Annotated in this window: 13 protein-coding genes; 6 read left to right on the top strand and 7 right to left on the bottom strand. The window is 39.1% G+C overall.

From position 1 onward, the window contains the following. Positions 1-49 precede the first annotated feature (49 nt). Both apbC and J663_RS05020 read right to left on the bottom strand, forming a co-directional pair. A complete protein-coding gene (apbC, locus tag J663_RS05025) occupies positions 50-1240 on the bottom strand; it encodes an iron-sulfur cluster carrier protein ApbC (protein WP_033848234.1) in 1191 nt (396 codons plus the stop codon). A 145-nt stretch (positions 1241-1385) separates the two neighbouring features. Further along, positions 1386-1886, bottom strand: coding sequence for a hypothetical protein (locus J663_RS05020; RefSeq protein ID WP_033848232.1), 501 nt, complete (start codon positions 1884-1886; stop codon positions 1386-1388). A gap of 284 nt (positions 1887-2170) precedes the next feature. On the opposite strand from J663_RS05020, the gene metG reads away from it, so the two are divergent. Then, entirely contained in the window at positions 2171-4237 is a 2067-nt protein-coding gene (gene metG / locus J663_RS05015; protein ID WP_033848727.1) for a methionine--tRNA ligase, read from the top strand. 82 nt (positions 4238-4319) lie between these two features. Here the strand turns inward: metG and J663_RS05010 are convergent, their stop codons facing one another. The 3 genes from J663_RS05010 to J663_RS05000 form a co-directional block, all read right to left on the bottom strand. Next, positions 4320-4655 (bottom strand): EF-hand domain protein, encoded by a 336-nt coding sequence (locus tag J663_RS05010; protein ID WP_033848229.1) that lies wholly within the window; start codon positions 4653-4655, stop codon positions 4320-4322. Further along, positions 4636-4824 carry an NF038215 family lipoprotein gene (locus J663_RS19465; protein ID WP_005302999.1) on the bottom strand — a complete coding sequence of 63 codons (189 nt, stop codon included), beginning with the start codon at positions 4822-4824 and terminating at the stop codon, positions 4636-4638. The genes J663_RS05010 and J663_RS19465 overlap by 20 nt, the downstream gene beginning before the upstream one ends. Positions 4825-4986: 162 nt before the next feature. Then, positions 4987-5610 (bottom strand): LysE family translocator, encoded by a 624-nt coding sequence (locus tag J663_RS05000; RefSeq protein ID WP_005071049.1) that lies wholly within the window; start codon positions 5608-5610, stop codon positions 4987-4989. 179 nt (positions 5611-5789) lie between these two features. On the opposite strand from J663_RS05000, the gene J663_RS04995 reads away from it, so the two are divergent. From J663_RS04995 to J663_RS04975, 5 genes are all read left to right on the top strand, one after another. Further along, a complete protein-coding gene (locus tag J663_RS04995; protein WP_033848725.1) occupies positions 5790-6359 on the top strand; it encodes a TetR/AcrR family transcriptional regulator in 570 nt (189 codons plus the stop codon). Continuing rightward, complete coding sequence (locus tag J663_RS04990; RefSeq protein WP_033848227.1) at positions 6356-7999, top strand: MFS transporter; 1644 nt, start codon at positions 6356-6358, stop codon at positions 7997-7999. Before J663_RS04995 ends, J663_RS04990 begins: the two co-directional genes overlap by 4 nt. A gap of 39 nt (positions 8000-8038) precedes the next feature. Then, positions 8039-9157: an HlyD family secretion protein gene (locus J663_RS04985; RefSeq protein WP_033848225.1), complete on the top strand. Its 1119-nt coding sequence runs from the start codon at positions 8039-8041 to the stop codon at positions 9155-9157. A 65-nt stretch (positions 9158-9222) separates the two neighbouring features. Then, the gene (locus tag J663_RS04980) at positions 9223-10104 is read left to right on the top strand and encodes a 1-aminocyclopropane-1-carboxylate deaminase/D-cysteine desulfhydrase (RefSeq protein ID WP_033848223.1); all 882 of its coding nucleotides are present in this window, start codon (positions 9223-9225) and stop codon (positions 10102-10104) included. Between the two features lie 117 nt (positions 10105-10221). Further along, complete coding sequence (locus tag J663_RS04975) at positions 10222-11421, top strand: NAD(P)/FAD-dependent oxidoreductase (RefSeq protein WP_033848221.1); 1200 nt, start codon at positions 10222-10224, stop codon at positions 11419-11421. A gap of 12 nt (positions 11422-11433) precedes the next feature. Here the strand turns inward: J663_RS04975 and J663_RS18800 are convergent, their stop codons facing one another. Together J663_RS18800 and J663_RS04965 are read right to left on the bottom strand one after the other, a co-directional pair. Further along, complete coding sequence (locus J663_RS18800; protein ID WP_000742879.1) at positions 11434-11604, bottom strand: hypothetical protein; 171 nt, start codon at positions 11602-11604, stop codon at positions 11434-11436. Positions 11605-11730: 126 nt separating this feature from the next. Further along, complete coding sequence (locus J663_RS04965; protein WP_033848219.1) at positions 11731-13434, bottom strand: mechanosensitive ion channel; 1704 nt, start codon at positions 13432-13434, stop codon at positions 11731-11733. Positions 13435-13455 lie beyond the last annotated feature (21 nt).

The raw sequence follows: 13455 nt of genomic DNA, 5'->3' as shown, positions 1-13455 counted from the left end.
ATTTTAATCAGATGATAAAAAACCCGACTTAAAGCCGGGTTTTAATAAATTAGAAAATACGCTTATCATCACGTGTGCGTTGAGGGATTTTTTCAATCTGCTGCCAGACTGCTTTAGCAATCTCAATATAACTATCAGCCGCATCATCCATTGCCACAACACTCGGTTTACCCTGATCAGCATGTTCACGTATTTGAGCATTTAGAGGCAAACGGCCTAGCAATGGAATATGGTATTGCTCGGAAAGCTTATCACCACCACCGATACCAAAAATTTGCTCTTCATGACCACAGTTTGAGCAAATATGAGTCGACATGTTTTCGACGACACCTAATACTGGAATACCAACTTTATTAAATAACTCAATTCCTTTGGTAGCATCAAGCAAGGCAACATTTTGTGGAGTAGTCACAATGATGGAGCCTGTAACCGGAATACGCTGTGCAAGCGTAAGCTGAATATCACCAGTACCTGGTGGCATATCAATCATGAGTACATCTAAATCAGGCCAAAGTGTTTGATTAAACAGTTGCATTAGAGCGCCTGTTGCCTTTGGTCCACGCCATGCAACAGGTGTGTTGTTATCACCTGTTAAATGACCAATAGAAAGTACAGCCATACCGTAAGCATCTAACGGTACAAAATTTTCACTTTCAATAAGTGGAGTTTTGCCAGCGTTCCCTAGCATTGTCGGAATACTTGGGCCATAAATATCAGCATCCAAAACCCCAACCTTAAGCCCCATCTTTTGCAAGGCAAGCGCTAAATTAACCGTAGTTGTCGATTTACCAACGCCACCCTTTCCTGATGAAACTAAAATAACATTCTTAATGCGAGGGTGAAGTGGAACATCTCTTTGTTGCGGAGCGGCTTTTTGAATCGGTGGATTATTTGGATCTGGTTCTGATTTAGGTGAGGCGTCAAGTACAGGAGGTAAATTTAAACTTTCTTGTGTAGGGCGCTTTTGTTGAACCACGTGTAAATTAAGTTCTTCAATACCGCACTTTTCTAATGCACCCGCTAAATCATCATGAATTTGCTGCAAATGCTCTTTTTCATCAGGAAATGTATTAATCGTAAGTTGTAATACACGACCCTGAACTTGAAGCTGACTAATACGCTCCTTTAAAGCATCTTTTGAATGCGGTAATAAATAATTTTGGAGTACGGTTTGGATTTCATCTTCTTTCACCTCTTGTGCGGGTGAAAAAACGGACTTTAATGAAGAAAGCCAAGACATATTGTTTACTCCAAAAACAGATCATTACAGCTTAATGGAGATAGTGTAACAGTATTGCTCCGCACTCGCTCACCTTGGGATGAATAATTACTAACTTCAGATCTCATCTTTTAGGTAAGGAGTGCAGATTTTAGTTTAAATCAGCTTATTCAGCAGAATCATGGTTCTTTAATTTATTGAGTTTATCAGTCGCAGTTTTCTTCAACTCATCAAGTTTTGCCGTTGCTTGCGTTTTCAACTCATCCAATTTTGTAGCAGCCTCTTCCTTTAATTCCGCAGCTTTGGCTTTAGCATCGTCAAGTTTATGAGCTGCTTCTGTACGCAAGTGATCAAACTTATCTTGTAGACTATGCTGAGCATCCTCAAGTTTACCTTTTAAATCAGTTGCTTTTTCTTCAAGAGCCTCTCTACCAGAAGCTTGTTTCTCTTTTACATTTTCCTTTAAATCGTCCAAAGCTTTTTCGCCTTGTACTTTCGCATCAGCTGCTTTTGCCTTTAATTGGTCTACCTTATCTTCAACCGCTTCTTTACCAGCAGCTTGCTTCTCTTTTACATTTTCCTTTAAATCGTCCAAAGCTTTTTCACCTTGTACTTTTGCATCAACCGCTTTTGCCTTTAATTCATCTAATTTATTTTCTGTAGTCATCGTTGTTATCCTCATAGTTAATTAAAAAATTACCTGAATAAGTTATTAGTTATACATCGTTATGGCTTATTTTCTGACCGTAACTGCAATTTGAAACAAAGACAATACAGGAAGATTCAAATATTTTTTGATTTGTTTATCTGTTCTAAAGAGAAACCATGTCTGACCAAAATCCATTTTAATAGAAATCGCTTATGCCAAGCCGGAGATTATTAATCTTTGCTTATCTCCGTGCATCAGTTAAAATCTTCCACCTTATAAATACGAATGAGAGAATGAAATCCGTGCGTAAAATTTTAGTCACTAATGCCCTCCCTTATGCTAATGGTCCAATTCATATGGGTCATTTACTCGGTTACATCCAGGCAGATATCTGGGTTCGTGCCATGCGAGCAATGGGTCATGATGTGACTTATGTATGTGCGGATGATGCTCACGGTACAGCAATTATGCTACGTGCCGAAGCAAATAGTATTAGCCCAGAAGAGCAAATTGCGAATGTTCAAAAAGAACACATCCGTGATTTTGACGGTTTTGGCGTACATTTCGATCATTACGATTCAACGCATAGCGATGCAAACAAAGCACGTTCAACAGATATCTATATTAAAAACCGTGAAGCTGGAAATATTGCAGTTCGTCCCGTAACTCAGTTATTTGACCCAGAAAAAGGGATGTTCTTATCTGACCGTTTCATTAAGGGTACATGCCCAAAATGTAAGTCAGAAGATCAATACGGCGACTCATGTGAAGTGTGCGGTACAACTTACAATGCAACTGAGCTACTTAACCCGCGTTCGACTTTAAGTGGTGCAACACCAGTTGAAAAATCATCCGACCACTATTTCTTCAAGCTTCCAAACTTCTCTGAATATTTACAAAAATGGACGCGTGATGAAGGTCGTTTACCTCTTTCAATTGCGAACAAGCTAGATGAATGGTTTGAAGCTGGTTTAGCAGACTGGGATATTTCTCGTGATGCACCATATTTTGGCTTTGAAATTCCAGATGCACCAAATAAATATTTCTACGTATGGGTAGATGCCCCAATTGGTTATATGTCTAGTTTTGAAAACTACATCAAAACTAAACGCCCAGATTTAAACTTTGATGATTTCTGGAAAAAAGACAGCCAAAACGATGTTTATCATTTTATTGGGAAAGACATTGTTTATTTCCATGCTTTATTCTGGCCTGCAATGCTTGAAGGTGCGAACTATCGCACTCCAACTGGTCTTTTTGTAAACGGTTTCTTGACTGTAAATGGACAAAAAATGTCTAAGTCACGTGGTACTTTCATTAAGGCCGAGACTTACTTACAGCATTTAAACCCAGAGTATTTACGCTATTACTTTGCTTCTAAACTTTCAGATAAAGTCGAAGACTCTGACTTGAACCTTGATGACTTTGTTCAGAAAGTAAATTCAGACTTAGTCGGTAAAGTCGTTAATATTGCTAGCCGCTGTGCGAAGTTCATCAATAGCAACTTTAATAATACTTTATCCGCTGACTGTGCAGAAACTGAGTTAGTACAAAGTTTTATTGATGCAGGTGATTCAATCGCGGCTGCTTATGAAGCACGTGAATTCTCTACGGCGATCCGTGAAATTATGGCGCTAGCTGACCGTGCAAACCAATATATTGATGAGAAAAAGCCTTGGGCACTTGCTAAACAAGAAGGTCAAGAGCAACAAGTTCTTGACGTCTGCTCTGTGGGTATCAACTTATTCCGTCAACTCGCAGTGTACTTAGCTCCAGTTCTGCCAACTTTAGCTCAACAAGTTCAAGATTTCTTAAAACTTGAAAGCTTCGATTTCGAGTCACGCAAACAAATTCTTGTAAGCCATGAGATTGCGCAGTTCCAACCGCTTATGCAGCGTGTTGATCCAAAAGCTGTTGCAGCTATGGTTGATGCTTCTAAAGAGTCTTTAGGTGCTCCTGCTCCAGAAGCAACAAAAGCGGCAGTGAAAAAAGACAAAGCAGCTGAGAAAAAAGTAGCGCCTACTCCAGCAGTTGGTGAAGCTGAAATTATCGGTATTGAAGATTTCTTAAAAGTTGACTTGCGTGTTGCTCAAGTACTTGAAGCTGGTACAGTTGAAGGTTCAGATAAATTACTTCAATTGACATTAGATGTTGGTGAAGCTGAACCACGCAATGTATTTAGTGGCATTCGTAGCCAATACGCACCAGAAGACCTAAAAGGTAAATTGGTTGTTATGGTTGCTAACCTTGCACCACGTAAAATGCGTTTTGGTATTTCAAATGGCATGGTACTTGCTGCTGGAAATGGTGAAGGTATTTTCATTATTTCTCCAGACAGCGGTGCGAAACCTGGCGATAAAGTTTCTTAATCTGCTTTCAAAAAAAGCTCCCTAAATTGGGAGCTTTTTTATTTTTAAGGGCTTTGAATAGGTTTAAACGGGGCTTACTAAATTAGGACCACGGCCACCCTTCGCAAGGGTTATTAAATAAAACGTGTATATTTCCCAACTCTTCATTTGTTAAATAGCCATTCTTATTTTCATCTAAATAATGAAATAGCTCTGTCTGCTTGTTTTCACCTTGAAAACGTTTATCACTCGGCCAGTTATAAGGATAAAAGTCTTCAACCCGTTGAAATTCTTTTTGGCTATACATGCCATCATGATTTAAATCATATTTTTCCTGAAAAAGCTCCCAATCTAAAGAAGCAGGCTCACATGCACTTACCATATTCAAAACACAGTAAGTTGCACATCCAGCAAGTAACTTAATAGTTAGCTTGCTCATGATTATTCACTTGTATATCGGAAATTTTATAATCCTTTTCATGAACCGGAGTACCCACAATACTCATGGTCCGCTCATTTGCTGGCTGTTGCTTGCTCATCGTTCTCATCTCACATCCTGTAGTTAAGATGAGAAAAACTACAGAAATGCTCACCATTAGTTTTTTCATAACGTGATCCTCATTTCTTTTTGTTTTATTTATTAAGTTACCACTTTTAAAGTGTTTAAGTGCTAAAAAAGATATTTCAATTTGTATATATTTTACGCAAAAATAAAGCCAGACTATAAATAGCTGGCTTTGAATTTTTTAGATATTTTAATTAAAGACTTATCATTTGAAGAAAATTAACTTTAAGCCTAATACGCTCACAATACTTCCAGCTACTCGGTCAACGGCAGTTTTTGCTTTTAAGTACATTGTTCTAGGCTTCTCTGAAGAGAGCAGCATTGCCACACATGAGTACCAACCCGCATCAATCATAAAACAAATCACTGGTAATGCGACGTAGTAATAATTTGGAATTTCTTTTGGCAACAAAGCAGTAAATACACTCGCTAGCACGACTGCGATTTTTGGATTACTTAACTGGGTAATTAAGCCATATCGATATGCCTGCTTATAGGTCATTTTCGATTTGCCATCGTTTTCCATCGCAATTGGTTCTTTAGCATGTTTAATAATTTTAAAAGCCAGCCAAAGCAAATATAGACCACCACCAATTTTTAAAATTAGATAAGCAGAAGGCACCGCCAATAAAACTGCTTGCAATCCCATAACTGCTAATAGACCAAAAAGTGCTGCACCTGTCCCCGTCCCTAAAGCGGTAAACAACCCATGTTTACGTGATTTAGAAATTGAATTTTGTGCAACATAAATAAAGCTTGGCCCAGGACTTATTGCTCCAAGCATCAATGCCATCGCAATTGAAAAAAGAGGAATAAGGGACTCAAACATTGTATTGACCTAGCATCACGCAATTGCGCGGTATTCTAACAGCTTTTTGTGACACATATAAAAATGGCGAAGATATAAATGATGAAAATTGAATTTTCATGTTATTACAATTTAAATCTTCACAACGGACAAAAATGTCCGTTAAATATATAACCTTTCGAACTCCCCAAACCGATGACATGAGTAAACGTCAAAAAATTGCTGCCCATAATCGGGATGAATTACTCAATGCAGCCGAAGAATGTTTTCGTATTCATGGCATTAATGTTCCCTTACAAGTTGTGATTGACCACGCTGGGGTCGGCAGAGCGACGTTCTACCGTAACTTTTGTGATCGAAAAGCTTTAATTAGTGCACTTTTAGAACGTGCGATTACACAGCTAGAGCAAAAAGCAGCTCATTTTCAACAATTCGAAGATGGTTTATTTCGTTTAATTGAAGGACATATTGGGCAACTTCCCAAACTCGCAATTTTGCAAGATTTTTGGAGAGTGATTGATCGACAAGATCCAATTATGTTAAAAATTTATGAACGGCGAAATAATGCACTTAACCCACTGATTGAAAATGCGATAGAACAAAAATTGTGCCGAGCTGATCTAACTGCTGATGACTATGCAATGGTCACAGCAATGTTGGGTTCTTCATTTCAAGGACATGAGCAAGAAGAACAGACTCGCTTAGCAAAACGAGCAATTGAATTACTATTTCATGGTATTCAAATACAAAAAATTCGAGGGATAGAATGAGTAAAACGCCTCGTTACTTAGAAACACCACCCGACTGGACCCCAGAAGAGCAACCGACTTTACCTGGCTCACCGGCAGCTATTGCACATTCTGTACCTAAACGATTTATATACTTTTTTATCGGTTTATTTGTCGCTCTTTCAGCAAGCTTAAGTAATGGTTTTATTACGGCAAACTTACCCTTAATTCAAGGTGAATATGGACTGACTCCATCTGAAGCTGCTTGGCTACCTGCAGCCTATGTTATGGCAAACGTTAGCTCAAACCTGATTTTGTTTAAAGCCCGTCAACAGTATGGCCTGAGAGTATTTTCAGAAATAGGACTGGTGATTTTTATTGCGGTTTTGGTATTACATATTTTTGTGCATACCTATGAAATGGCACTATTCGCTCGAGTTGTGGCAGGGTTGGGTGGGGGTCCCCCAAGCTCCTTAGGGATGTATTACACCATGCAAGCTTTTAAAAAAGCAGACATGGCAAAGGGAATATATATTGCCTTCGGCTTTCAGCAACTCGGTGTACCATTAGCTTGGATTATTTCTCCATTTCTTGTAAATACAGACAGTTGGTCTGTTCTTTACACTTTTGAGCTCGGCTTAGCACTTTGTTGTTTAGCCATGGTCGTTTCATTGAAATTACCACGTAGCTTAAGAATTTACGTTTTTGAGAAGCAAGACTTTTTCACCTTTGCTTTACTCGCTCCCGGCTTTGCCTGTTTATGTATTGTGCTCACACAGGGCCCAATTTTATGGTGGTTTAATAGCCAATGGCTTGCTTATGTATTAATTGCAGGTTTTAGCTTAGTTGTTCTTGGTTTGCTCTATGAACACTATCGTGCCAATCCATTAATTATGACTCGTTGGTTAGGTGCTGCTTCAACTCTACGTTTCATTTTTGGTGCTTTTGCTATCCGGCTTTTAATGTCAGAACAAAGTTATGCAGCTGTTAACTTCTTAAAAACAATGGGGATGGGTCCAGACCAATTTGTTCCACTCTATGTTGTCATTCTGGTGGGGATTTTAAGCGGAACACTTTTTAGCGCACTGACTTTTTCACGCGAACGGATTATCTTCCACTTACTTTTTGCAGAATTTTTAATTTTAGTCGCGTGTGGATTAGATTATCACTTAACCAGTGATGTCCGACCTGTTAACTTCTTTGCAAGTCAGTTTTTAGTAGGCTTTGCAGGTGGTTTATTTATTGGACCATTGCTCCTGATTGGCTTTGCGCAAACATTGGCTAAAGGCCCTTCGTATGTGGTGACTTTTATTGTGCTGTTCTCTGCAACTCAAACCTTTGGTGGTCTTGTGGGGTCTTCTTTCTTCTCGACCTATCAACAACACCGCACACAAAACTATCAAGTCGAGATTATTAAAGATTTGGAACAAGCAGATCCTCTAGTTGCTCAAAGGCTCTCTACATATCAACGCAGTGCATCAGTTACGACTACTGACCCAGCATTACAAACAGCCCAATCCATGCGCTCACTTAATCAAGTGGTCACTCGTGAAGCGCAAGTGCGTGCCTACAATGACGTTATTGCATTAAACGGTATTTTTGCTGTCGCACTACTCTTGTGGGGTGGTTTTAATATTGCACGAAGTAAATATCTACAACGTAGAGGAATTATCCGTCCTTAATGGCTTCTTTATTGATGAAATAGAAATTGAGATTGATATATGTCAGATGATCAAAACAAACCGGAACAAGCTCCACCTCAAGCAGCTCCCGCTCCATCTAACGAACCGGCACCCGCGAGCAAACTGATTCCAACAAAACGCTCAACTTTATTATGGATGCTAGTTGTGCTCATTGTTGGTATTTTAGTGATTTTGTGGGCATGGAGAATCGGACCCTTCGCAACGAGCATTCAGCAAACTGACAATAGTTATGTTAAAGGTAAAACAACGATTTTATCGTCGCAAATTAATGGCTATGTTAAAGATGTATTAGTTAAGGACTTTGACCACGTTAAAAAGGGTCAAGTATTAATGCATATTGATGCAACCACCTACGACCAAAAAGTAACGCAAGCGGCTTCTGGAGTTGAACAAGCTAAAAATACTTTAGCCAATCAGACACAGTCTATTGCTCAAAAACAAGCTGATATTGTGGCTGCACAGGCTAAAGTTGAACAAGTTAAAGCTCAATATGAACTTTCTTTAGCACAGCTTAGACGCTATCAACAGTTAGGAAATAGTGGCGCAGCCTCTAAATCTGAGCAGGATAAAGCCGCAGCAGATGCTGAAAATAACCTTGCAGCACTGAAGCAGGCAGAAGCCAATGTTTTAGTTGCCAAAGAAGCACTTAAAACGGCGCAGGTTGCAGAAGCTGGCTTAGAAGCACAAGTCTCAAGTGCTAAGGCACAACTAGATCAGGCACAAACTACCAAAGACTATAGCGTTATTGTTGCTCCAATGGATGGTCAACTTGGTGAGGTGAACCCTCGTGTTGGGCAATATGTAGCAGCAGGGTCACAATTACTCTATCTGATTCCACAGCAAACTTGGGTGATTGCCAACTTTAAAGAAACCCAAATTGCCAATATGCGGATTGGCCAAAAAGCATGGTTTACAGTCGACGCTATGAAACATAAAAAATTTACAGGACATGTTGAACAGATCTCACCTGCTGCGGGTTCTGAGTTCAGTGTATTAAAGCCTGACAATGCAACAGGAAACTTTACCAAAGTCGTTCAAAGAATTGCCGTACGCATTACCATTGATCCAAATCAAGAAGGAATGGAACACTTACGCCCTGGCATGTCAGTGATTACTTCTGTCGATACAAGTTCGTAAACAGCTTTTTAAAGCTCTATTTAAAAAGCTACAATGTGATCAATCATTATTTTTCTCAATTTCTAATGTTTGATCACATTGCCCAACCTGTTTCCTATCAGCATATTGAACTCCCCTCTTTAGTTCATCTCGACATTAAGCGGTTAGATCTAGTTCATCCTCAAATTTCGGGCAATAAATTTTTCAAACTAAAATACAATCTGTTTGTCGCAAAACAACAAGGTTTATCGAGCATTTTGACTTTTGGTGGCGCTTATTCCAACCATATTGCCGCGACTGCCTATGCCGCTCATCTTTTTGGCTTAAGAAGTATTGGAATTATTCGTGGTGAAGAGTTAGCTGACAAACCTCTGAATCCAACCTTAGCAAAAGCTCAAAGTTTAGGAATGCATCTACATTTTGTCTCACGCAATGAATATCGCTTGAAAGATGAGGCAAATTATCTTCAACAATTACAGCATCAATTTCCTGAAACTTTCATTATTCCCGAAGGCGGCACCAATGAATTAGCAGTTCAAGGTTGTCAGGAAATTCTCAGTCAAAGCGATTTAAATCAATATGATGTGATTTGCTGTGCAGTCGGAACTGGTGGAACGATTTCGGGGCTCATTGAACGAAGCGCACCGCATCAAAAGGTTTTAGGATTTTCGGCTTTAAAAGGTGATTTTTTACAACAAGAAATTCAGCAGTGGACCAAAAAACAGAACTGGTCTGTGACAGATGCATACTGCTGTGGTGGGTATGCAAAAACTTCACCCGAGTTATTGGCATTTATAGAAAGTTTTGAAGAGCAACATGCGGTACCACTTGAACCGATCTATACAGGAAAGATGATGTTTGGTCTGTTTGATCTTATAAAGAATAATTACTTTGCTGAGGGAACTCGCATTCTGGCAATCCATTCAGGTGGTTTACAGGCAGATATAAGAAATAAAACACATCAATAACTAATTAGTTTTTAGTGCACATTACTCCGCATAGCAGTAAATGTCTTTAGCATGACTAAGGCTCGGCATGATAGTATATGCCCCTTTTAAATTTTCACGATTAATCGAGAATCTCTTATGTCTAACAGTCATGTTGATGTCATTGTCTTAGGTGCAGGTGCTTCTGGACTCATGTTGGCTGCACATGCTGCTAAACGAGGGCGCTCGGTTTTAATTTTAGAAAAAGCCAATAAAATTGGTAAAAAGATTTTAATGTCGGGCGGTGGCAAGTGTAACTTTACCAACCTGTATGTAGAGCCTGACAACTATATTTCTCATAATCCACACTTCGTTATTTCTGCCCTATCACGCTATAGCAACTGGGACTTTATCGGTTTGGTATGTGATTATAAAATTGCTTATGAAGAACGAAAACACGGGCAATTATTCACGCTAAACGGCGCTAAAGAAATTCTAGAGATGCTAGTGAGTGAATGTAATAAAACCAATAATGTTGATATCCAAACTCAATGTGAAGCTGTACAGATTGACCCATTAGAAAAAGGCGGTTTTACTGTACACACAAACCAAGGCCGATTTAGCTGTGAGTCATTAGTGGTTGCTACAGGTGGTTTATCCATTCCAACTTTGGGTGGTTCTGGATTTGGCTATGAACTGGCACAAAAATTTGGACATCAAGTTTATCCAACTCGTGCAGGTTTAGTCCCATTTACTTTTTCAGATCATATTAAAGAAGTCACTACACGCCTAAGTGGTAATGCTTTAGATGTGACTCTAAGTAACTCGAAGAATAGCTTTACTGAAGCATTATTGTTTACGCATCGTGGTTTGAGTGGTCCAAGTTCTTTACAGCTTTCAAACTATTGGAATACTGGTGAAAGTTTTAAAATTGACTTTTTCCCGAGCCAAGATTTAGCAAATTATTTAAAAGACAAAAAGAAAGCCCAACCTAAAGTTTTATTGCGTACTCTTCTGAATGAATTTACGGCAAAAAGTATTGTACAAGAGTTACAACAACTTATATGGGCAGAGCAGAGCGAGACAGCGATTGGTAATATCAGTGATGCACAGCTAGGTCATATTGCCGAGCAACTACATGGTTTTACCGTCAAACCATCAGGCACAGAAGGCTATCGTACTGCCGAAGTTACTTTAGGCGGAGTTGATACAAGTGAAGTATCTTCCAAAACCATGGAAAGTAAAAAGCAGAAAGGACTGTTTTTTATTGGGGAAGTACTTGATGTGACTGGCCATTTAGGAGGTTATAACTTCCAATGGGCTTGGTCTTCTGCTTATGCAGCAGCACAATACGTTTAAATGATCAATAAGCTAATTTGAGGCTTTCGAATCATTTGATGATTTTTCAGAATTACGTGTATGAGTTGTTGTCTGTTTTGATGAATTAGATTTGTTAAATACAAATTTATAAGCACTTGCTAAAAAACCTACCGTAATTCCCGCAATGACAATCGGTGCTAAAAAACGACCTGGTTTCTTCATCGTATTTTCCTCACTTATTTGTTTTTATAACGTCTAAAAAGAACGACCACTCAATATAGAGTGGTCGAACTTATCACAAAAATCAAAGATTTTTTGTACGGTTTATCTGAAAATTAGTTTTACTTACTAAATTTCGTCATTTTCTCCAGTAGATCCAAACGGTTTATTTACTGGTGGTTCTGCTGGATTTACTTGTGCAGAATCAGCAGGTTTTGCATCAGATGAAACCGTTGATGGTGAGGTTGTAGTCGTTGGTGCAACTGTAGATGTTGACGAACTCGTAGTTGCAGATGAGCTACCAGTAGATGGACTGCTTGTGGTCGTAGTAGAAGGCGGTTGATACAGAGGATTTGGTTCATTAGCTTCTTTTTTAGCTTTATCTAACAAATCACTCAACAGTCTTTCTGCTGGTTGGCGACCACCCAAACCAAATGCAAGAGCGAAAGCAACTGCAACTGCGCCTAGAGTCAAACCAAATGCAAGGTTAACGATCGAATCTGCAATACCCATCGCTCTTAAACCAAGCGCAAGTACAAGACCAATAATTAACACACGAACTAAACTACCTAACCAACGCGAGCTATTATATTCGCCGCGTTGAACCACGTTCGCCACAACATTGGCAAGCCAGAAACCAATAACCAAGATCACAGCGCCCAATAGAATGTTTGCACCGAAATGGATAAACATTGCAATTAGACCACTAATTTGATCGAAACCAAGACGATCCGCAGCTTCAGAAACTGCAAATAGCATAGTAAAGAATACAATTAACCAGCCAACTGCGTTAGAAACTTTAGTTTGACCTAAAAAGCGTTGTACATCTAACTTTGCAGGAATTTCATCAACACCTGTACCTGCAATTAATTCTGCAACTAAGCGGCCAACAAAACGAGAAACAATATAAGCAACCAGTAGAATTAAACCAGCAGCAATAATGTTTGGAATCGCCTGCAAGATCTCATTGAGCATAGCTGTTGCTGGCTGAGAAATTGTCTCAATGCCTAAAGCTTCAAACGCTACAATCAATGTTGTAATAATGATGATTGCAAAAACAAATGAACCTAAGAATTTGCCTACATTAGAGCTTTTGAAAAGACCAATTTTTTCAGCTTGAGCCTGAAGACCTAAGCTATTTACTAAACCTTCAACAATACCGCGTACAATTTTTGCCAAGATATAACCAACAAAAACGATAACACCAGCAATAAAGATATTTGGTAAGAATGCTACAGCATCATTTACCATATTTTGAACTGGAATCAGTAAGCCTGTTAATCCTAATATTGAAAGAACAATCGGAAGGAAAAGTAACAATACAAGCCAGTAAAGAATTTCACCAATATTCTGGCTAATTCCACCTACACCCACTTCACTGCTTAACTTATCATCGAGTTGAGTTCGGGATAAAACATTGGTCACCCCCGCTCGCACCAGTCGAGCAACGATCCAACCAATAAAACCCACCACAACAGCAGCAATAATATTTGGAATATAGACGAGTACCTGATTCACCATATTGCTGAACGGGCCACTTACTCCACTAATGTTAAGTACATTGAGAGCTGCGACAACAGCTAAGATTAGAATAAACCAGAATACGACTTTTGAAATAAGACCTTCTATGTTTGGAGCACGCCCAGTTGCTGAAGATAATTTTGCATTGGTATTTACTTTTTGCAGAAGTTTTTTTACCCCTGCCGCAACTAATAAAGCGATTATCCAGCCAACCAGTAAGATGACGATTGCAGCTAAAATAGGATGAAACTGATCCCAGTAATACATCGCATCAAACTGAGCGCCGCGAGGCCCATCAAAAAATTCATTCATATTGTTATGTCCTCAATTGTT

The organism is Acinetobacter sp. 826659, assembly GCF_000588515.1.
Classification (GTDB): Bacteria; Pseudomonadota; Gammaproteobacteria; order Pseudomonadales; family Moraxellaceae; genus Acinetobacter; species Acinetobacter pittii.
The sequence above is the reverse complement of the archived record's forward strand: the minus strand, read 5'-3'. Positions and strand labels throughout refer to the sequence as shown.

Bases quoted from the DNA above. Each gene is read 5' to 3' on its own strand.
- J663_RS04995 (WP_033848725.1), top strand. From the start codon at position 5,790: ATGAGTAAACGTCAAAAAATTGCTGCCCATAATCGGGATGAATTACTC.
- J663_RS04965 (WP_033848219.1), bottom strand. From the start codon at position 13,434: ATGAATGAATTTTTTGATGGGCCTCGCGGCGCTCAGTTTGATGCGATG.
- J663_RS05010 (WP_033848229.1), bottom strand. From the start codon at position 4,655: ATGAGCAAGCTAACTATTAAGTTACTTGCTGGATGTGCAACTTACTGT.
- J663_RS04985 (WP_033848225.1), top strand. From the start codon at position 8,039: ATGTCAGATGATCAAAACAAACCGGAACAAGCTCCACCTCAAGCAGCT.
- J663_RS05000 (WP_005071049.1), bottom strand. From the start codon at position 5,610: ATGTTTGAGTCCCTTATTCCTCTTTTTTCAATTGCGATGGCATTGATG.
- J663_RS19465 (WP_005302999.1), bottom strand. From the start codon at position 4,824: ATGAAAAAACTAATGGTGAGCATTTCTGTAGTTTTTCTCATCTTAACT.
- J663_RS05020 (WP_033848232.1), bottom strand. From the start codon at position 1,886: ATGACTACAGAAAATAAATTAGATGAATTAAAGGCAAAAGCGGTTGAT.
- J663_RS04980 (WP_033848223.1), top strand. From the start codon at position 9,223: ATGTTTGATCACATTGCCCAACCTGTTTCCTATCAGCATATTGAACTC.
- apbC (WP_033848234.1), bottom strand. From the start codon at position 1,240: ATGTCTTGGCTTTCTTCATTAAAGTCCGTTTTTTCACCCGCACAAGAG.
- J663_RS04990 (WP_033848227.1), top strand. From the start codon at position 6,356: ATGAGTAAAACGCCTCGTTACTTAGAAACACCACCCGACTGGACCCCA.
- J663_RS04975 (WP_033848221.1), top strand. From the start codon at position 10,222: ATGTCTAACAGTCATGTTGATGTCATTGTCTTAGGTGCAGGTGCTTCT.
- J663_RS18800 (WP_000742879.1), bottom strand. From the start codon at position 11,604: ATGAAGAAACCAGGTCGTTTTTTAGCACCGATTGTCATTGCGGGAATT.